The organism is Acidovorax radicis N35 (assembly GCF_000204195.1).
In the GTDB taxonomy this organism is placed as follows: Bacteria; Pseudomonadota; Gammaproteobacteria; order Burkholderiales; family Burkholderiaceae_C; genus Acidovorax; species Acidovorax radicis.
In genome coordinates, this window is sequence record NZ_AFBG01000016.1 from 30,081 (window position 1) to 50,687 (window position 20,607).

12 protein-coding genes are annotated in these 20,607 nt (G+C 64.7%); 6 read left to right on the forward strand and 6 right to left on the reverse strand.

The features are described 5' to 3' along the window. The first annotated feature begins 137 nt into the window (after positions 1-137). From ARADN35_RS0105005 to ARADN35_RS0105030, 6 genes are all read left to right on the forward strand, one after another. Entirely contained in the window at positions 138-959 is an 822-nt protein-coding gene (locus ARADN35_RS0105005; protein WP_029413342.1) for a carotenoid biosynthesis protein, read from the forward strand. Then, complete coding sequence (locus ARADN35_RS0105010; RefSeq protein WP_010459688.1) at positions 956-2,431, forward strand: oxygenase MpaB family protein; 1,476 nt, start codon at positions 956-958, stop codon at positions 2,429-2,431. Before ARADN35_RS0105005 ends, ARADN35_RS0105010 begins: the two co-directional genes overlap by 4 nt. 44 nt (positions 2,432-2,475) lie before the next feature. Continuing rightward, entirely contained in the window at positions 2,476-4,230 is a 1,755-nt protein-coding gene (locus ARADN35_RS28665; RefSeq protein WP_010459690.1) for a diguanylate cyclase domain-containing protein, read from the forward strand. Between the two features lie 146 nt (positions 4,231-4,376). Next, a complete protein-coding gene (locus ARADN35_RS0105020) occupies positions 4,377-6,101 on the forward strand; it encodes a diguanylate cyclase domain-containing protein (protein ID WP_244265850.1) in 1,725 nt (574 codons plus the stop codon). Then, complete coding sequence (locus ARADN35_RS0105025) at positions 6,098-7,924, forward strand: diguanylate cyclase domain-containing protein (protein WP_010459694.1); 1,827 nt, start codon at positions 6,098-6,100, stop codon at positions 7,922-7,924. Before ARADN35_RS0105020 ends, ARADN35_RS0105025 begins: the two co-directional genes overlap by 4 nt. 110 nt (positions 7,925-8,034) lie before the next feature. Further along, positions 8,035-9,519 carry an FAD-binding oxidoreductase gene (locus ARADN35_RS0105030; protein WP_010459696.1) on the forward strand — a complete coding sequence of 495 codons (1,485 nt, stop codon included), beginning with the start codon at positions 8,035-8,037 and terminating at the stop codon, positions 9,517-9,519. Between the two features lie 47 nt (positions 9,520-9,566). Here the strand turns inward: ARADN35_RS0105030 and ARADN35_RS0105035 are convergent, their stop codons facing one another. From ARADN35_RS0105035 to ARADN35_RS0105060, 6 genes are all read right to left on the reverse strand, one after another. Continuing rightward, a complete protein-coding gene (locus ARADN35_RS0105035) occupies positions 9,567-10,898 on the reverse strand; it encodes a diguanylate cyclase domain-containing protein (RefSeq protein WP_010459698.1) in 1,332 nt (443 codons plus the stop codon). Between the two features lie 178 nt (positions 10,899-11,076). Then, positions 11,077-11,832, reverse strand: a complete 756-nt coding sequence (locus ARADN35_RS0105040) for a MipA/OmpV family protein (RefSeq protein ID WP_010459700.1) — start codon at positions 11,830-11,832, stop codon at positions 11,077-11,079. A 100-nt stretch (positions 11,833-11,932) separates the two neighbouring features. Further along, positions 11,933-12,757 carry an undecaprenyl-diphosphate phosphatase gene (locus tag ARADN35_RS0105045; RefSeq protein ID WP_010459702.1) on the reverse strand — a complete coding sequence of 275 codons (825 nt, stop codon included), beginning with the start codon at positions 12,755-12,757 and terminating at the stop codon, positions 11,933-11,935. A 107-nt stretch (positions 12,758-12,864) separates the two neighbouring features. After that, on the reverse strand, positions 12,865-14,301 hold the full coding sequence (locus ARADN35_RS0105050) for an efflux transporter outer membrane subunit (protein WP_100199395.1): 1,437 nt from the start codon (positions 14,299-14,301) through the stop codon (positions 12,865-12,867). Positions 14,302-14,310: 9 nt separating this feature from the next. Then, a complete protein-coding gene (locus ARADN35_RS0105055; protein WP_010459706.1) occupies positions 14,311-17,493 on the reverse strand; it encodes an efflux RND transporter permease subunit in 3,183 nt (1,060 codons plus the stop codon). After that, a complete protein-coding gene (locus tag ARADN35_RS0105060) occupies positions 17,490-20,594 on the reverse strand; it encodes an efflux RND transporter permease subunit (RefSeq protein WP_029413350.1) in 3,105 nt (1,034 codons plus the stop codon). The genes ARADN35_RS0105055 and ARADN35_RS0105060 overlap by 4 nt, the downstream gene beginning before the upstream one ends. Between the last annotated feature and the right edge of the window lie 13 nt (positions 20,595-20,607).

Here is a 20,607-nt window from a genome sequence, read left to right on the forward strand (position 1 = left end):
TTCTTAAGCCTGCGGCATAACACCAAAACAACCGCGAAAAGCGTCGAAAAGTGCGCTGATGCTCCGGACACACACGCAGCGCCAATTCCGGGTCCATCCCCTACACTGGGGGTTTGTTACAGCGTGATACACCCAACATGCCTGCACAGACTCCATTGGCTGCGCGCCTTCCGGCGCTGAGCTTTGCCCTGCTGGCCGCCTTTCTGGTGGCAACCGCCGTACGCACCCACAACGACACCACCATCGCCATCGTCACGGCGTCCATCCTCATGTTTGCGTGTTGTTGGGCCAGCGCCACGCACCTGCTGGGTGCGCGGCCCGCACTGCACCTCATCCTGATCGCCGTCAGCTTTGGCTGGTTTGCCGAACAGATGGGCAGCACACACGGCTGGTTTTTTGGCCACTACACCTACACCGATGTGCTGGGCCCGCGGCTGGTGGGTGTGCCCATCGTCATTCCCATGATGTGGTTCGCACTGACCTATTCGGGCTATGTGATCAGCAATCTCATCGTCTGGCAGTCGCCGGTGGACGGGGCACCAGGACTTGGCAATGCCGCCATGCTGTCGTTTCTGGCAGCGATGATCGTCACCGCGTTCGACCTGGGCGCTGACCCCTACTTCGTCTACACCCTCAAAGCCTGGATCATGGCCAAGACCGATGGCGCCTGGTTTGGTGAAACGGTGCAAGGCTTCTTTGGCTGGGTGTTCGTGGCCTTTGTGATCATCTTCAGTTTCCGCATGTCTGTCCGCAAACTGGCGCTTCGCCCCACCAGCCCATTTCTACGCCGCCATGCGTTGGTGCCACTGGCCATCTATGCATCGGGCATGGTGTTTCAGATGCTCCTGGGCAATCCGGTGGAAATCCGCTCGATTGCCCCGTTTGCCATGGGCATCCCTTTGCTGTGCGCCCTGGCCGGCTTTCAACGCTGGCGCGCGATGGCGGAGGCCGCAGCATGAACCACGGCAACACACTCCCACACCCGCCACTGCCTGATTCTGAATTGGCAGCCATGCAGCACCACGCCGACCCGCTGGCCGACCAGACCATCGCCGACATCCTGGGCGACTGGCCCGAAGGGGACGTAGCGATGGACGCACCGCAATGGGCACGCATCGACACCGTGAACCGCCTGTTCAGCCAGTGGGTAGACAACGCGAGCCTGGTGGGCTGGGCCGCTGAGGGCGAAGGGGTGGATGCGGCCATGTCGAAGGCGTTGAACCACTATGTGCAGACCGCCCAGGTGCTGCCGCCCTGGGCCGATGCCCACAAGATCGAGCGCGCCGAGAAGCTGTTCATGGAGCACGGAGCACTGTCATGCATCCTGCTGTTCTGCGCCAGCCTGCCCGAGTGTTATGTGATTCCCGACCTGTCGAGCGTGCTGCACACCTCGGGCCAGCTGGAGCAGAACGCCGAGTACCGCATCCGATCCACTGCCGCGATGATTTTCCCGGTAATGATGCACGGTGGCCTCAGCCAGCGTGGCGCGGGCGTGGCGCAGGTGCTCAAGGTGCGGCTGATCCACGCCACCATTCGCAACCTGATCCTGCACGGTAGCCCCCAAAGCGCGGTTGCGCAGTTGCTTGCAGGCGGTCCCGGGCATATAGCGCCGCAGGCTTTGCTGACAAAAGGCGGGCGCCAGGCCATGTTTCAGACACTGTATGCGCGCGGCTGGAACCTGAAAGGTGACGGCCTGCCCTGCAACCAGGAAGAGCTGGCCTACACCTTGCTCACGTTTGGCTATGTGTTTCTGCGCAGCCTGCGCCGCCTGGGCATTGGTTTGCGTACGGCCGACGAAGAGGCGTATCTGCATGCCTGGAACGTGGTGGGCCACATCCTCGGCATTGAGCGCTCGCTGATGGTGGATACCATGGACGAAGGCAAGGCCCTGATGGCGCGTATGCAGGCCCGGGGCCGCGCAGAGCCCGTCACGCCCGATCCCCGTCCTGCCTTGGGCCGGGCCTTGATGCAGACCATGGAGAACTCGCTGCCCTGGAGCATTGTGAAACCTTTCCCAGAACTCATGACCCGCTACCTGTGTGGGCGCGACACGGCCAGCGACCTGGGCCTGACCCAGCCCGTGCCCTGGCCGTCGGCGCTGCTGTTCTGGGGGGTGCTGCTGGTGGCGCGGGCCATCGACGTGGTGGCGCGAATGGTGTTGCCGCGCTTTTCCATCGTGCGTGCGCTCACCCGCATCCTCGGCTACCACTTCATGAGCCGCGTGCTGATGAGCCAGACCCGGCCCCTTCAGCTACCCACCGAGCTGCTCAACCAAGTGGACGAGGTGGTACACGGGTGGAGCGATGACCCCCACGCCCCCCGCTGGATCAACCGGATTGAAGACCGGTTGACGACACACGGCAGTTGGAGCCCGGGGCTGGCCCGCCAAGCACAGGCCGCGCAGGCTGACCAGGCCCAGCAACCCACGTAGCCGTTGTTTCCAAGCCGATGCACCCGCAGCTCTGCACCCTCCTGATGCTGACCCGGCTTTGGCGCGCGCATTGCGCCGTGGCAACCACGCTGCTGTGGCTGCTCGTTTCCATGGCCCTGCCCCTGGGCGCGCGGGCGGGCGAGCCCCTGGTGCTGACGCAGGAAAGGCCACAAGTGAATGCCTGGGAGGCCATCACGCTCAAGGCAGACCCCACGTACCAGCTCTCGGTGCAAGACATGCTGGGCCGTCTGGACGAATTCGAGGCGCCCACCCAACGTGGCGGCTCGCTGGGCCTGCACAAGGCGGCAATGTGGCTGCACATCCCCATCATTGCGCCCGAGGCGCCGCGCACCCCGTGGGTGGTCAATATCGGCTACAGCTCGCTGCGAACCGAGATGTACCTGACCAGCGGTGGCCAGGTTCTACAGCAGGTCCGCACAGGCCCCTCTGAGCAGGCGCAGCCGTCCAGCCGCACGCCCGCGATGGCGTTCGACCTGCGGGCCGGACAGCGTTACGACCTGTTGATACGGGCGCAGGCTGCCGGGCCGCTGATCCTGCCCATCACAGTCAGCGAAATGCCCCATCACATGCGCCACGCGCTGGGCGAGCAGATGCTGCAGGGTCTGCTCAACGGGCTGGCGTTCTGCCTGTTGGCCTACAGCCTGATCCAGTGGGTCACGCAGCGCGACCGCATGTTCGGCTTTTATGCGCTGGTGGTGCTGGGCAGCGCGGGCTTTTCGTTGCAGTTCTTCGGCATCGGTCCGCAGTATCTGTGGCCGGGCAATCCGTGGATGGACCGCTATTCAGGTCCTGCAGCGGGGCTGACCGCCCTGGCGGGCTCGTTTCTCTTCCTGGGCCACACCCTGGCCGACAACACGCAAAGCAGCCGGTACGCGCGAACCATGCGCGCGGGCGCGGTGATCACGGCCGCAGTCTGCGCAGCCCTCATGCTCGGCGGGTTGAGCGTGCCCATTGCCATCGCGTTCATGAGCCTGGCGGGGCCCCTGCCTTCCCTCATCAGCCTGCCTGCGGCCATTGCGCGGGTGCGCCAAAAAGACCCCATTGGCACCACCCTGCTGGCAGCCTGGATCGCCTTTGGAGTGGCCGCCGGCGTGATGGTGTGCCTGGTCCAGGGCTGGGTGCCCGCGAACTTCTGGACGCTGCACTCGTTCCAGTTCGGCGCCACGATTGACATGCTGCTGTTCTTTCGCGTGCTGGGCCTGCGCGCCCAGGCCGCCAAGACACAGGCCCAGGAGGCCATGCGCGAACGCGACCTGATGCACTCGCTGGCCCACACCGATCCCCTCACGGGTCTGAGCAACCGGCGCGGCCTGCAGCATGCCCTGCATGCCGCGCTGGCCCAGTGTTCGCCGCAGCGGCTGGTGGCGGTGTACCTCATGGATCTGGATGGGTTCAAGCCCGTGAACGACGCGCACGGCCACGATGTGGGCGACGATTTGCTTGTGGCCGTGGGCATGCGCCTCCAGGCCAACGTGCGGCACCAGACCGACCTGGTGGCCCGGCTGGGGGGCGATGAATTCATCATCATGGCCCGCGATCTGACCACGCCCGAGCAGGCCGAAGAGCTGGGCCGCTCGCTATTGCGGGCCTTCGAGCAACCTTTCACGCTGAACCACCTTTGCATCCAGGTGGGGCTGACCATCGGGTACGCACTGGCTCCCCTCGACAGTGACGACCCCCAGGGCCTGCTGCGGCACGCAGACGCGGCGATGTACGCGGGCAAACAAGGCGGCAAGCACTCGGTGCGGCGCATCACCCCGACACCGGCGCTGGCGTGATGATGGTGCACCGCAGTCCCTTGCCCTCCTGGCCCCCGCTGCACATGGGCTGCGCCGCGCGCCCGCGTTGGCAAGTGGCTGCGCCGCGCAGACACGTCCCCCCGTCCCGCTTGTGGTGGCGCCTCGTGCTCTGGCTTCTGACACTGATGGTGGTGATGCTGATGCTGGCAACGCCCGCAGCACAGGCGGCTGACCAACGCCCCCTCGTGCTGCCGGACGACGCCCGCCCGCTTAACGCCTGGTCGGTGGCCACGTTGCTGGCAGACCCATCGTTGCGATGGGGCGTGCAGGACGTGCTGGGGCGTTTGCCGGACTTTGCGGAGCCTCCCAGCCGCGGCGGCAGCCTGGGCGTGCGCAAGGAAGCCATCTGGCTGCGGGTGCCGCTGGTGTCGCCAGTGGACTCGGGCAATGAATGGATCGTCAACATCGACTTCGCCGTGCTCAACGAGGTCGATATCTACCTGACCACCCAGGGCCGGGTCGTGCAACACGCGGCCCTGGGCAACTTGCGACCTTATAGCAAGCGCCCTCTGCGTGGCCGCACACCGGCGATGACGCTCGACTTGGCAGCGGATGCGCCGTATGAGCTGCTGATCCGGGTGCAGACCTCGGGCGCCATGCTGCTGCCCATCACACTGAGCAAGGCGCCCTATCTGGTGCACCGCTCGCTGCGGGAACAGATGTTTCAGGGCATCCTCGCCGGACTGGCGGTGTGCCTGGTGGTGTACAGCCTTGCACAATGGCTCAGCCAGCGCGAAAAGCTGTTCTTCTACTACGGCGTGCTGGTGGTCGGCAGCGCTGGTTTTTCACTGCAGTTCTTTGGCATAGGCACGCAGTTTCTGTGGAGTGACAACCTCTGGATCGAAGTCCACGCGGCGGGCGCATCAGGGCTGCTGGCGATCGCGGGATCGTTCTTCTTCATGGGCCATGCGCTGATGGGCCACCAGCCACGCAGCCGCTTCCTTCAGGTCATGAAGATCGGCGGCGTGGTCAGCCTGGTCCTGCTCGCAGCTTTCCTGTTGGACTTGATCGGTACCCGCACCACTACCGCCATCATCAGCGTTCTAGGGCCCTTGCCTTCATTCATCAGCCTGCCCATTGCAGTGGCGCGCCTGCGCAAGGGAGACTCCGTCAGTTCCACGCTGCTGGCTGCATGGGTCGCTTACTTTGTTGCGGCCGTGGTCATGGTGTGCCTGGTCCAGGGCCTGCTGCCGGTCAATTTCTGGACGCTGCACTCCTTTCAGCTCGGAGCAGCCGCCGACATGCTGCTGTTCCTGCGGGTACTGGGGCAGCGCTCGGCCGCCTTGCGTGCCGCCGCATCCGATGCACTGCGGGAACGCGACGCCATGCGCTCCCTGGCCTACACCGACTCACTCACGGGCTTGCCCAACCGCAGAGGCATGCAACTGGCCTTGCAGTCGGCACTCGCCACGTGCGGTCCCGATCAGCTGGTCGCCGTGTACTTGATGGACCTGGATGGGTTCAAACCGGTCAACGATGCCTATGGGCACGATGTGGGCGACGACTTGCTGGTCGCCGTGGGTCACCGCCTGCAGGCCAGCGTACGCCACCAAACCGATCTGGTCGCCCGGCTCGGGGGGGACGAGTTCATCGTCATGGCCCGCGATCTGGCAAGGCCCGAACAGGCGGAGGAGCTGGGCCGGTCCTTGCTGCAAGCCTTTGAGCAGCCATTCGTGCTGAGTCACCTCGCGCTGAAGGTGGGACTGACCATCGGATATGCCATCGCGCCGGTGGACAGTGATGATCCGCAGCAGCTGATCCGCCTCGCAGACGCGGCCATGTACGCTGGTAAACAGAGCGGCAAGCATTCCATTCTTCGCAACCAGGGCGACCTGGCACTGTCGTCATGATGCAGGCGCACACCCAACGCCCCTGGCGGGTTCTGCCCTTGTTGCAGCGCCGGGCTCCGGGCTTGTTTCGTGGTCTGGGCTGGTGCCTGCCATGGCTGCTGTTGGTCATGGCGTTGACGCTTGCAGGCCCAACAGGTGCAACAGCGGCAACCCCACTGGAACTGCGCGACGACAGGCCTTCCATGGAGGCATGGCCCGCTGTGTCGGTGCTGGCCGATCCCTCGGGCACCCTGCTGGTGGAGGACATCCTGGCGTCGCTCTCGCGCTTCGAACCACCGCCGGGCACCAGCGGCACGTTGGGCGTGCGCACCGAGCCCGTGTGGTTGCACATCCCCGTGATGGTGTCGCCCAGCTCCAGCGGAATCTGGGTGCTGGACATCGACTACCCGGTACTCCAGCGCATTGAGATATACCTCACCATCGACGGCCATGTGACCCAGCAGGCCACACTGGGCAGCCTGCAGCCCTACACCCAGCGGCCCCTGCGCAGCCGCTCTCACGCACTGGCGCTGAACATGCTGCCGGGGCACGCCTACGACGTGCTGCTGCGCGTTGAAACCCGGGGCGCCATGGTGCTTCCCATCACCCTGAGCAAACCCACCGAATGGCACAGCAAGGCCCTTAACGAGCAAATGCTGCAAGGCATCCTGACCGGCCTGGCGCTGTGCCTGATCATCTACAGCCTGGCGCAATGGCTCAATCTGCGGGACGTGCTGTTTATCCAGTATGCGCTGCTCATCACCGGCAGCCTTCTGTTTTCACTGCACCTGTTCGGCCTGGGCGCGCAGTATCTGTGGCGCGACATGCCCTGGATGGAGGTGCATGCCGCCAGCCTTGCAGCACTGGCCGCCACCTGCGGCTCCTTCCTCTTCATCAGCCAGGCCTTGGCGGGCGAGCGCCCAGAGAGCTGGCTGCGGCGCTGCATGCGCGGCGGCGCCGTGGTGTGCGTGGCACTCGCCGTTCTGTATGCGCTGGACGTGCTGAGCACCCGTGCGGTCACCGGGATCGTCAGCATTCTGGGGCTGGTGCCGGCGCTCATGGGGATTCCAGGCTCTGTGCGCCGCGCCCGCAGGGGAGACCCCGTCGGCACGACCCTGCTGCTGGCCTGGTTGCTGTATTTCCTGGCCACCGCCACCGTCATCGGCGTGATCAGGGGGTGGGTGCCAGTCAACTTCTGGACCTTGCATTCCTTCCAGTTTGGGGCAACCCTCGACATGCTGCTCTTCATGCGTGTGCTGGGTCTGCGCACCAAGGCCCTGCGCATGGCAGCCGTGGACGCCAACCGCGAACGCGACGCCATGCGATCCCTGGCACACACCGACCCCTTGACCGGCCTGCCCAACCGGCGCGGCCTGAACATCGCACTGGCCTCGGCCCTGCCTCGGTGCGGGCCCGACAAACTTCTGGCCGTGTATGTGATGGACCTCGATGGTTTCAAACCCGTGAACGACCAGCATGGCCATGACGTGGGCGATGAGCTGCTGGTCGCGGTGACCCGGCGCCTGCAGGGCCATGTCCGCCAGAGCGACGTGGTGGCGCGCCTGGGAGGCGATGAATTCGTGGTGATGACGGGCCACCTGGGCAGTGCACAGCAAGCCCAGGAACTGGGCCACAAACTGCTGGACGCCTTTCGCACGCCCTTCACGCTGGGGGATGTACAGGTGGAAGTGGGCTTGACCATCGGCTACGCGATCGCCCCGGACGACAGCAACGACGCCCAGGGCCTGCTGAAGCTGGCGGATGCAGCGATGTACAGCGGCAAGCAAGGCGGCAAATTCTGCCTTCGGCGCAATACGGGCGACCTGGCGCTGTCTTCGGCTTGAGCACACAACGGATGCTCAGTGTCTGAGCAACAAGGGCCATTCCGAACTGGTCAAACGGCTTGGCTTCCGTTAAACACGGGACTTCGCGTTCTCACCAAGGATTGTTCACCATGGCCCATCGCAAAAGCCCCGCCCGCATTGCCAAAGACACCCGCATTGCGCATTTCCAGTCGCTGGCAGCCAGCCAGGCCACAAAGAATGCGCCCGGTGCAACCCTGACCTGGGATGCCGTGGCGGCACTGGAGGCCAAGCTGGTGGGCCGCATCGTGTTGCCGTCCAGCCCCGACTACAACGCTGCGCGGCAAGAATCCAACCCCGCGTTTCAGGCCTATCCCGAAATCATCGTGTACTGCGCGTGCGAGCACGACGTGCTCGAATGCCTTGCCGTGGCCCGCACCTACCAGGTATGGGTGGCCGTGCGCTGCGGTGGGCACAGCACGGCGGGCTACTCTGTCAACAGTGGCATGGTGGTGGACCTGAGCGATATGAGTGGCGTGGTGCTGGACCCACCCCGCGCCCGCGTGCACGTGCTGCCAGGCACCGACTTCGACCATTTCAACGGTGCCATGAACCATACCGGTTGGCATGTGCCCACGGGAGCGTGTGGCAGCGTGTGCGTGGGAGGCTTCGTGCAGGGTGGCGGCTACGGCTACACATCGCGGGCCTTCGGCATCCAGAGCGATGTGGTGGAGTCGTTCCGGGTGGCGCTTGCCAATGGCACCATCGTCACCGCCAGTGCCCAAGAGAACCCGGGCCTCTACTGGGCCATGCGGGGTGGCACGGGGGGCAATTTCGGCGTCCTGCTGCAGGTTACCTACCGCATGCACCGGCTTGACCAGGTGTGGGCCTGGGCCATCAGCTGGGATGCCACGCATGCGGCTGAGGTTCTCACGACGATGCAAGCCCATTACATGAAAACCGGCGCACCCGATGCCCTGGGCTACATGATGAATCTTGGCTACCAGAACAGCACACCGGTTTACATGGTGCAAGGCATGTTCTGCGGCACACGCGATGAGGGCATGAAGGCCATTGCGCGGCTGATGGCGATACCAAGCGCACAGCTGCTGGTGGACAAGACGGGCACCTACCCCGACATGAATATCTGGCTGGAAGACCACCCCTACACCTTGCCAGACAACCTGCCGGACGGCGTGGCGGAAACCAAGGCCTGCGGCTACATCAGCACACCGCTGTCAACGTCGGACTGGCAACGCATCATCGATTACTTCAAGACCTCGCCAAACCCATGGTCACTGGCTTATCTGGAGCCCTATGGTGGCGCAATCAACCGCTATCCCGTGGCAGACAGCGCGTTCGTCCACCGCCATGTGGATGCGGATCTGGTGGTGGACGTGTTCTGGACCAATGCCACCGAGCGGGCCCAGATGGAGGCTTGGCTCGATGGATTCATGAACCTGGTCAAGCCCTTCCTGAACGGGCACGTGTACCAGAACTACCCCGACGCAGGACTGCAGGACTTTGCCCAGGCCTACTGGGGCCCCGCGTACCCGCAGCTGCAACAGATCAAGGCCCAGTACGATCCCGAGAATTTTTTCCACTTTCAGCAGAGTATCCGGCTGCCCACGAAGTAGAAACAGGGCGGCAGGAACCGGGCGACAGGGGCCAGGAGCCCTTGAGCTCAAGAACCAGTAATTTCAGCGTAGTGGAGCCGGCCCTTGCCCGCGCGCTTGGCGGAATACATCGCCTGGTCGGCCCGGTTCATCAGGGCATCAATGTCACCCTCCAGCGGGGGATGTACCGCGACACCGATGCTCGCACCGACAAACAAATCACGCCCCTCCACGGCCATGGGCTGGTGCAGGGCTTCGATGATGCGGTGGCCGATGGTGTCCGTCACATCGCGGGTGACATCCCGGTCCAGCATGACCAGGAATTCGTCGCCCCCCAGCCGCGCCATGGTGTCACCCGTACGCACGGTGCTGGCAATGCGTTGGGCAACAATGCGCAGCACCTCGTCCCCTGCGCGGTGGCCTTCGGCGTCATTCACGCCCTTGAACCCATCCAGGTCGATGAACAGCAATGCAACAGACCCGGCATTGCGCCGAGCCTGGGTCAAAGACTGTTCCAGGCGGTTCTGAAAAGCCGCGCGATTGAACAGTCCCGTCAGCGAATCGTGGTTGGCCAGGTAATGCTGATGGCGCGCAATCTGGATCTTTGCCGAGACATCCTGGACCAGCGCCATGATCGATGTGACCTGCCCCTGCGCATCGGTCAGCGCGGAGTTGAACCACTCGCAATGCACCTCGCTCCCGTCGTCCCGCACAAAGCAGGTATCCGCACGGTTCTGGGACTCCTGCCCGGACTGCAAGCGCTGCAAAGCACTTTGAAGCCCTTCGTCCTGGGATGATAGGTTCACAAGTTCTGTCAGCAACCGCCCCTCCAGCCCCGCGACATGCAGCCAGCCCATGAGCTGCACGGCGCGCTGCGAACAGTGCAGGAGCCTGAGGTTGTGGTCCATCTCCAGCACCGCAAGCGGGCTGTTTTCCATGTGGGAGGACAGCCGCTGGTTGGCGGCGCGCAGCGCATTCATGGTGACCTGCAACTCGTGGACGTCGAGCGCCGTGGTCAGGAAACCATCCACAAGCCCATGCCGGTTGTGCCAAGGGGTCAGGCAGATGGTGCGCCATTCATCAATGCCATAGGGGGTGCGCAAAAGGCGCTGGTACTGCACCCGCTCGCCCTGCAGAACACGCTCGACAAAGGGCATGAAACGGGCGCAATCGCTCTCGCCATACACATCGACAAGAGATTTCCCAATCAGCTGCTGGGGCACCGTGCCGAACCATCGGGCGTATTCATCGTTGACATAGATCATGGTCAGACTGCGATCGACCACGGCCATGGTTGCACCGGCGCTGCGTGTGATCAGATCCAGCAAATCCGCCTTGGACCAGGAATCCTTGGCGGCGGCGTTGGGGGGCTGCGACAACTCAGGCTCGTCTTGCATCATGCGGCGAAAGCCCCGGCGGGGAAATGATCATCAACAGAGGAGGCAATCCAACGCCGCCCTCCTTGGCGGTGGCCGCTTCGCATTGCCTTGCTACAGGTAACAGGGTGTCAACGCCAGCTTATCACTTTCGGCCAAACCGTTGCCCACGCAAGCCGCAGGCACCCACCGCAGAACGGCTCTAGCGGCAGCAGCGGTACGCCAGACCCACGGACACGGAATACCCGGTGGGTTCCACCGTGAGCGGGCTGCGGCGTGCATCACCCTTCAGTTGCGATACACGCGCCGCCCCCAGCACCACCCAGTGGCGATTGATGGCAGACATAACCTCCATGCCGGCGTCCACGCTGTAGAGGCCCGCGCCCGGATCAAAGGCCGGCAAAGCACCTGCACCGCCTGCAGGCACACCAAAATGGCCCCGGAGGTAGGTGTGATCCGCGAAGCTGGCACCGATCCCGAAGACCACCTTGGTTTGCTCCGTCACGGGCCATGTATAGCCTACGCTGGTGGACAGCTGCGCGCCGCCGTCGCGCCCCAGAATGTCTTGCGAGAGGCCCGCTCCCACCGACCAGCGTGGTGTCAATGCATAGCCTGCACTCACCCTCGCGCGCAATGTGGACCGGACAGATGGCAGTCCCACCAGGATCGGGGCATCCGAGCCGTCCCGGCCTTTGTCGATGCGCAGCGATGCGCTCAGGTGGAATTGATCTCCCTGCGCCAATGTCGCACTGGCACCCGATTCGCGCGGGCCCAGCCCATGCCCCATGAAGGCACTGCCACGCGATGTACTCAGCCTGAAGCGTCCGTATTCAACAGCCCATGCAGGCCGCAGACTGTTCTTGCGCCCGTCACCGCCCGCATAGTCCGGGCTGGAGCCAACAATGGCGCCCAGCGCATAGTTGAACAGAGGCTTGGGCGGCGCTTCGGGAGCAGGCACATCCTGAGCATGCGCCAAGGGCCCAGCACAAAGGCCCGCAAATATCGCGGCGCATGAAACGAGAGAAACCAGCGGTGCAGGATGGCTCATCCGTGAATTATCAATCCGCCCAATGCACCCATCCAGTCCATGCGGTCACCAAAACAACGATGCCAAACACGATGCGGTAGTACGCAAACGGTACAAAGCTGTGGGTACTGATGTAGCGCAACAACCAGCGCACACACAGCCAGGCACTCAGGAAGGAAAAGACCAGCCCGGTGACGAACATGGGCAGATCGGCCACCGAAAGCAGCGCGCGTTCCTTGTACAGGCTGTACACCCCGGCGCCAATGAGCGTGGGAATGGCCAGAAAGAACGAAAAGTCGGTGGCAGCCTTGCGCGACAAACCCAGCAGCATGCCTCCGATGATGGTGGAGCCGCTGCGGCTCGTGCCCGGCACCATGGCAAGACACTGCACCAGGCCCACCTTGAGGGCGTCCAGCGGCGTCATGTCATCCACCGACTGGATGCGGGTGGCGGCAGGCGATCGGCGCTCTGCCCACAAAATGATGAAGCCACCAATGATGAAAGTGCTGGCCACCACCACAGGGGTGAACAGATGGGCCTTGATGGCCTTGCCAAACAGCAGGCCCAGCACCACGGCAGGCAAAAAACCGATGACCACATTGAGCACAAGCCGCTGCGCCTGCCGCTGCGTGGGCAAGGCCACCAGCGTGGCGTGGATCTTCTGCCAGTACACCAGGATCACCGCAAAGATCGCACCGGTCTGGATGGCGATGTCAAACACCTTGGCCTTGGCATCATCAAACCCCAGCAGGGAGCCCGCCAGGATCAGGTGCCCCGTGGAGGAAATGGGCAGGAACTCGGTCAGGCCTTCGACCACGCCCATGATGGCGGCCTTGACCAGCAATACAACGTCCACGCACACTCCTTGAGATAAATTTGAATCAAATTAGGCTCTACCGCTTATCCATCAAGCGCTAGCAGCTATCAAAACAGGAGTATATGCCCAACAACCTGGCGCGGCCTTCAGGCAGGAGGTTGCCATGGTGACTGCCACCCGCCACCCAGCGCCTGCACCAGCGTCACCACCGCCAGCTGGCGGTTGACCTGCAGCTGCAGCAGCGCGCGTTGGGCGGACAGTGCAGACACTTGCGCTGTCACGACCTCGGTGTAGCTCACCTGCCCTTCGCGGTAGCGGTTGAGCAGTTGCTGCGCCGTGCGTTCGGCGGCCGACACGGCCTCGCGCCGCAAAGGCTCCTGTTCTCGCAGGGTGCGCAGCACGGTGAGCTGGTCTTCCACGCTCTGGAAGGCCGTCAGTACCGTCTGCCGGTAGACGGCCACACGGGCCTCGCGTGCAGCCTGCGCCTCCTCCACGCGGGCAGCCGTGGCACCGGCATCAAACAAGGTCTGTGCAATGGAAAGCCCCAGCGACCACACGGTGCCCGACGCTTTGAAAAGATCCGCCACGCTGCTGCCACCGCTGCCGAGTGTGGCGCCCAGGCTCAGGCTGGGAAAATACGCCGCGCGCTGGATGCCGATCTGCGCATTGGCGGCGGCCACAGCCCGCTCCGCCGACGCGATGTCGGGGCGGCGCTGCAGCAAGGTCGAAGGGACGCCTGACGGTACCTCGGGCACTTCGGCCACCCACGGTGCGCGGGGCAGTGCAAAGTCAGCGGGAGCCCGCCCCGTCAGCACCGCCAGGGCATGCTCGAACCTCGACCGGTTCTGGCGCACGGTGGCCAGGTCGGCCCGGGCGTTGGCCAGCTGGGTCTGCGCCTGCAGCACATCGGTCTGCGCCACCACTCCGGCTGCGTAGCGGTTTTTTGCGATCTGCAGGCTGCGCTCGTAACCCTCCACCGTGGCCTCCAGCAGCCCGATTTCAGCATCGGCCTCGCGCAGCTGGAAATAGGCCGATGCCAGGCTGCCCACAGCGGATAGGCGGGCCGACGCAAGGTCGGCCTCGCTGGCCTGTGCACTCGCCTGGGCATTGTTGACGCCGCTTTCGAGCCGCCCCCACAGGTCCGGGGCCCAGTCCACCCCCAACGAGGCTTGCGTGGTGGTGCCGGATCGGGTGGCCCCCTCGCCGCCCGAGCGCGTGGCTCCGCCCGACAGACTGACGGAAGGCAGCAGCCCGGCGCGCTGCTGCCGCACCACGGCCTGCGCCTGGGCATAGGCGGCCACTGCCGCAGCGATGTTCTGGTTGGAAAGCTGCACCTGCTCTGCCAGTCGGTTCAGCTCGGCGTCGCCGAACAGCGCCCACCAGGGTCCACGGTCCAGCGCATCGGCTGGCACGGCAGGCGCCCAGGTGGCGCCCGCCTCCTTGAACGCCGCAGGCACCGGCATTTCGGGGCGCTGATAGGGCGGTGTGACAGAGCAGGCCGAAAGCAGCGTCAGCGCAAGCCCCAGGCTGGCCAGCCGGGCGGCATGTGCGCCCGAGGTAAGTGGGATGAAGGGAAAATTCATGGTGCGCAATCAGACAGCGGCACCGGGGGCTCCGGCACGGCTCAGTTGTTGTTCATTGGGTGCGGGCTTGCGCAGCTTGTCGAGCAGCACATAGACCACCGGTGTTGTCAGCAAGGTGAGCAACTGGCTGGCAATCAGGCCACCGATGATCGCCACCCCCAGGGGCTGGCGCAGTTCAGAGCCCTGGCCAAAACCGATGGCCAGTGGCAAGGCGCCCAGCGCCGCCGCCATGGTGGTCATGAGGATGGGCCGAAACCGCAACAGGCAGGCCTCGCGCACGGCTTCCAGGGCCGTGAGCCCGCGCGCGCGCTCGGCGTCCAGTGCGAAGTCGATGATCATGATGGCGTTCTTCTTCACGATGCCGATCAGAAGAAACACCCCGATGAGCGCAATGATGGTGAACTGCATGTTGAACAGCAGCAGCGCCAGCACCGCCCCCACGCCCGCGGACGGAAGCGTGGTGAGCACCGTGATCGGGTGGATGAGGCTTTCATACAGAACGCCCAGCACGATGTAGATCACCACGATGGCCGTGATGATCAGGAACGCTTGCTGCCCCTGCGACTGCTGAGCACTGAGCGCCGTGCCCTGAAAACTGCCGCGCACGTTGGTGGGCATGGCAATGTCAGCCTCGGCCTGCCCAATGACCTGGCGCGCCTGCGCAAGCGAGGTCCCCGGGTCGATGTTGAACGAGATGGTGGTGGCCAGTTCGCCATCCTGATGGCTGATGGAGGTGGGAGACGCCCGCTCCACCACGCGCGCCACTGCGCTGAGCGGCACCATGGTGGACGGCATGGTGCTGATGACGTTGCCCGTGGACGCGCCGCGCTGGCCGGGGTTGGCCGCCGTACCCGTGGCGCCGCTGGGGTTCGCCGCCACGTAAATGTCCTTGAGGGCGGGCGGCCCCCGCGTATATTCAGGCCCCCATTCCATGATGACGGCGTACTGGTTGAGTTCACCATAGATCGTGGCCACCGAGCGCTGGCCAAACGCGTTGTACAGCGCGTTGTCGATGGCCGATGCGCTCACGCCCAGGCGCGACGCACTCGCGCGGTCCACCTCCACATAGGTCTCCACGCCGTTCTCGGCCTGGTCGGTGTCCACGTCCTTGAGCAAGGGCTCGTCCTTGATCCGATCGGCCAGCTTGCCCGCCCACTGCTTGAGGTCCGCCATGTTGTCGCTCTTGAGCGTGTACTGGTAGGTGGAGTTGCTGGACCGGCCGCCCATGCGAAGGTCCTGCACGGGATTCAGGAACACCCTGAGGCCGGTGATCTGGTTGAGCTGTGGCCGCAGACGGGCGATGACGGCAGGCGTACTGTCGGTACGCTGCTTGAGCGGCTTCAAGTTGACGAACATGAAGCCGCCACCCGCCCGGCTGCCGCCCGAGAAGCCCACCACCGTATCCACAGCCGGGTCCTTGCGGATGATCTCCACCGCCTCGCGCAACTTGCGCGCCAGGGCATCGGACGAGATGCTCTGGTCGGCCCGCAGGCCGGCATTGAGCTGCCCATTGTCCTGCTCGGGAAAGTACCCCTTGGGGATCTTGGCGAACAGGTACACGTTGAGCCCGATCACCGCCAGCAGGATGAGCACCACAAGACCCTTGCTGGCCAGGGCCCAGTCCAGGCTGTGTTCGTACCCACGCAGCACGCCCTGGTAGCCCCGCTCGGCCCAGCGTGCCAGGCGCGATGGGGGCTTGTCGCTGGCCGGGTCGTGCGCCCGCAGCAGCCACGCGCACATCATGGGCGTGGTCGTGAGCGAGATCACCAGCGAGATCATCACCGCCGCCGACAGCGTGACCGCAAACTCGCGGAACAGCCGGCCCACCTGCCCGTCCATGAACAGCAGCGGGATGAACACCGCCACCAGCGACAGGCTGATGGACAGCACGGTGAAGCCCACCTCACGCGCACCTTGCAGCGCTGCCTCCATGCGGTCCATCCCGGCCTCGATGTGCCGCATGGTGTTCTCCAGCACCACGATGGCGTCATCCACCACAAAACCTGTGGCCACGGTCAGTGCCATCAGGCTCAGGTTGTTCAGGCTGAACCCCAGGAAGTACATCACCCCGAAGGTGCCCAGCAACGACACCACTGTGGCCACAGCCGGGATCACCGTGGCGCGCGCCTTGCGCAAGAAGAGGCCCACCACCAGCACCACGAGGGCAATGGACACCATGAGTGTCAGCTCGATCTCATGCAGGGACGAACGAATAGAGTTGGTGCTGTCGGACGCCACGGCCACCTGGATGTCCTGCGGTAGCTGGGCCTGCAAATCGGGCAACAGGGCACGCACGGCATCCACGGTCTCGATGATGTTGGCCCCCGGCTGGCGCGTGACCAGCACGATGATGGCGGGGTCGCCATTGAACAGACCCACCGTGCGGCGGTTTTCCACACCGTCCACCACGCGCGCCACATCCCCCAGCCGCACGGCGGCGTTGTTGCGCCAGGCAATCACGAGCGACTCGTACTCTGCCGCTTTGCGCGCTGGGGATGGCGTGTAGATCTGCAACCGGCGGCCATCCCCTTCGATGGCGCCCTTGGGCCGGTTGGCGTTGGAGGCCTGGATGGCTGCGCGCACATCTTCGGTGCTGATGCCATAGCGATTGAGCGCGAAGGGCAGCAACTCAACGCGCACGGCGGGCAGCGACCCGCCCCCGATCTCCACCTCGCCCACACCATCGACCTGCGAAAGGCGCTGGCTCACCACATTGGAGACGGCGTCGTAGATCTCGCCCGGCGTGCGCGTCTTGGAGGTGAGCGCCAGGATGATGACCGGGGACGCCGCCGAGTTGCGCTTGCGGTAGGTGGGGTTGCTGCGCAGCGTGGCGGGCAGATCGGCCCGCGCCGCGTTGATGGCGGCCTGCACCTCGCGCGCTGCCGCGTCGATGTTGCGGTTCAGATCAAACTGCAGGCTCACACGGGCCGATCCGTTGGAGCTGGTCGAGGTCATTTCGTTGACCCCGGCAATCACCCCCAACCGCCGCTCCAGAGGCGTGGCCACGCTGGTGGCCATGGTTTCGGGACTCGCCCCCGCGAGGCTTGCCGAGACCGAAATGGCCGGATAGTCCACCTGCGGCAAAGGCGATACAGGCAGCACAAAAAAAGCGGCAATTCCCGCCAAGGCCAGGCCAATGGTCAACAGCACGGTGGCTACGGGCCGCTCCACAAAGGGGCGCGACAGGTTCATGGAGCCTCTCCAGCCTGAACCGGCGCCGCCGCCGTGCCCCGGCCTGACCATCGACGACCCAACCGGTCAAACGCCAGATAGATCACCGGGGTGGTGAACAGCGTGAGCATCTGGCTCAGGATCAGCCCCCCAAAAATGGCCAGCCCCAGGGGCCGGCGCAGCTCGGCCCCTTCACCCCAGCCCAGCATCAGCGGCAGCGCCGCAAACAGCGCCGCCAGCGTGGTCATGAGGATGGGGCGAAAGCGCAGCAATGCAGCCTGGTGGATGGCTTGCTGCGGCCCCATGCCCTGGTGGCGCTCCGCGTCGATGGCGAAGTCGATCATCATGATCGCGTTTTTCTTGACGATGCCGATCAGCAGGATGATCCCGATGATGCCGATCACCCCGAGATCATTGCCCGACACCATGAGCGCCAGCAGGGCCCCCACCCCGGCGGAAGGCAGGGTTGAGAGGATCGTCACCGGATGGATGTAGCTCTCGTACAGCACCCCGAGCACGATGTACACGCAGACCATGGCCGCCAGGATGAGCCACAACTGGCTGGACAGCGATTTTTCGTAAGCCCCGGCAGCCCCCAGAAACTCCATCGAGAGGCCCTGTGGCATGCCGATCTCCTTGGCGGCAGCGCGGATGGCGTCCACCGCGCTGCCCAAAGATACGCCCTCGGCCTTGTCAAACCCCAGCGTCGCCGCCGGGTACTGGGCCACGCGCGTGACCTGCAGCGGTGCCAGTTGCTCACGGATGGTGGCCACGGCCGCCAGGGGCGTGGGTGTGCCAGAGCCCGTGCGCAACTGCAAGGTGCCCAGGGCCTCTGGCGTGTTCATGCCTTCCTGCTGCGCCTCCAGAATCACCCGGTACTGGTTGGTCTCGGTAAAGATGGTGGACACGATGCGCTGGCCAAAAGCGCTGTAGAGCGTGTCGTCCACCGAGCTGGCCGTGATCGACAGGCGCGATGCCGTGTTGCGGTCAATGTCCACGAAGGCCGAAAGCCCTTGCGCACCCGCGTCGGTCGTGGCGTTGCGCACCTTGGGCTCGCTCTGCAGCCGCAGGGCGAGTTTGCGGGTCCAGCCATTGACCTGCTCAGCGTCCACTCCGCCAATCGACACGCGGTACTCGGTGGGCCCGGTTTCCGCATCGATGGTCAGATCCTGCGTGGGCTGCAGGTACAGCGTGACACCCGCCACAGACCGCACATGCTCACGCAGCCGCTGCATGATGGCTTCCTGCGCATCCCGCTGCGGCTTCAAGTTGATCAGCATGCGCCCGGCGTTGAGCATGGTGTTGTTGGCCGCATCGACACCCACAAACGAGCTGAGCGACAACACATCCGGGTCCTGCAGGATGGCGCGCACGGCCGCTTGCTGCAGTTCGGTCATGCGGGCATATGAGACATCTTGCGATGCCTCGATGCGCGCCTGAAGTTGCCCGGTGTCCTGCGTGGGGAACAAGCCCTTGGGAATCACCACATACAGCAGTGCCGTGAGTGCCAGCGTCATCACAGCCACGACCATGGTTGCGCCCTGGTGGCGCAGCACCCATTGCAGCCAGCGGTCGTAGCCCCCGATCACCCGCTCGAACCCCCGGTTGATGCGCCCTGCGACGCCCTGCGGGCCTCCCACGGGCTCCGGGCGCAGCCAGCGCGCCGCCATCATGGGCACGAGCGTGAGCGACACCACGCCGGAGATCAGGATGGTGATGGCCAGCGTGACCGCAAACTCGCGAAAGAGCCGGCCCACCACATCACTCATGAAGAGCAGCGGGATGAGCACCGCGATCAGCGACACGGTCAGCGAGATGATGGTGAAACCGATCTGCGTGGCCCCCTTGAGCGCCGCCTGGAACGGCGACTCCCCCTCCTCCAGGTAGCGCGCAATGTTCTCGATCATCACGATGGCATCGTCCACCACGAAGCCTGTGGCAATCGTCAGCGCCATCAGGCTCAGGTTGTTGAGGCTGTAGCCCAGCAGGTACATCACGCCACAGGTGCCGATGAGCGAAATGGGCACGGCCAGGCTGGCAATCACCGTGGCGCGCAGGCTGTGCAGAAAGAAGAAGATCACCAACACCACCATGAGCACGGCCAGAACCAGTTCCAGCTCCACATGGTGCACCGAGGCCCGGATGCCCGTGGTGCGGTCAGACAACACCTGCACCTTGAGCGACGCGGGCAGGCCCGCCTGCAGCTCGGGCAGCAGCTTCTTGATGTTGTCCACCGTGGCGATCACGTTGGCGCCCGGCTGGCGCTGCACGTTGAGGATGATCGCCGGAGTCTCGCCCGCCCAGGCGCCCAGGCGGTTGTTCTCGGCGCTGTCCACCACCCGCGCCACCTCCAGCATGCGCACCGGCGCACCGTTGCGCCACGACACGATGAGGTTCTTGTAGTCGTCCACCGTCAACAACTGGTCGTTGGCGTTGATGGTGTAGGAGCGCTGCGGGCCATCAAAGCTGCCCTTGGCACTGTTGGCATTGGCCGACGTGATGGCCGTGCGCAGGGTGTCGAGGCCAATACCATACGACGCAAGCGCCTTGGTGTCGGCCTGGATGCGCACCGCAGGCCGCTGCCCGCCCGCCAGCGACACCAGCCCCACGCCTGATACTTGGCTGATCTTCTGCGCCAGGCGCGTGTTCACCAGGTTCTGCACCTCGGTGAGCGGCAACGTGTCAGAGCTGATGGCCAACGTCAGCACCGGTGCATCCGCCGGATTGACCTTGGCGTACACCGGCGGCGCGGGCAGGTCCGCTGGCAGCAGCGAGTTGCCGGCATTGATGGCGGCCTGCACCTCTTGCTCGGCCACATCCAGCGCCAGCCCCAGGCCAAACTGCAGCGTGATGATGGACACCCCCGAGGCGCTGGTGGAAGCCATGCGCTCCAGCCCCGGCATCTGGCCAAACTGCCGCTCCAGCGGAGCACTCACGGTGCGGCTCATCACCTCGGGGCTGGCCCCAGGGTACAAGGTCTGAACCTGGATGGTGGGGTAGTCCACCTCGGGCAGTGCCGACAGCGGAAGGAAACGGAAACCCAGCAACCCTGCCAGCACGATGGCAATCATCAGCAGCGCAGTGGCCACGGGCCTTTCAATGAACGGACGCGATGGGCTCATGCTGGCATCCGCG

What these genes read in the sequence shown, in the direction of transcription:
- ARADN35_RS0105005 (WP_029413342.1), top strand. Translation starts at nt 138, where the DNA reads ATGCCTGCACAGACTCCATTGGCTGCGCGCCTTCCGGCGCTGAGCTTT.
- ARADN35_RS0105010 (WP_010459688.1), top strand. Translation starts at nt 956, where the DNA reads ATGAACCACGGCAACACACTCCCACACCCGCCACTGCCTGATTCTGAA.
- ARADN35_RS28665 (WP_010459690.1), top strand. Translation starts at nt 2,476, where the DNA reads ATGCTGACCCGGCTTTGGCGCGCGCATTGCGCCGTGGCAACCACGCTG.
- ARADN35_RS0105020 (WP_244265850.1), top strand. Translation starts at nt 4,377, where the DNA reads ATGGTGGTGATGCTGATGCTGGCAACGCCCGCAGCACAGGCGGCTGAC.
- ARADN35_RS0105025 (WP_010459694.1), top strand. Translation starts at nt 6,098, where the DNA reads ATGATGCAGGCGCACACCCAACGCCCCTGGCGGGTTCTGCCCTTGTTG.
- ARADN35_RS0105030 (WP_010459696.1), top strand. Translation starts at nt 8,035, where the DNA reads ATGGCCCATCGCAAAAGCCCCGCCCGCATTGCCAAAGACACCCGCATT.
- ARADN35_RS0105035 (WP_010459698.1), bottom strand. Translation starts at nt 10,898, where the DNA reads ATGATGCAAGACGAGCCTGAGTTGTCGCAGCCCCCCAACGCCGCCGCC.
- ARADN35_RS0105050 (WP_100199395.1), bottom strand. Translation starts at nt 14,301, where the DNA reads ATGAATTTTCCCTTCATCCCACTTACCTCGGGCGCACATGCCGCCCGG.
- ARADN35_RS0105055 (WP_010459706.1), bottom strand. Translation starts at nt 17,493, where the DNA reads ATGAACCTGTCGCGCCCCTTTGTGGAGCGGCCCGTAGCCACCGTGCTG.
- ARADN35_RS0105060 (WP_029413350.1), bottom strand. Translation starts at nt 20,594, where the DNA reads ATGAGCCCATCGCGTCCGTTCATTGAAAGGCCCGTGGCCACTGCGCTG.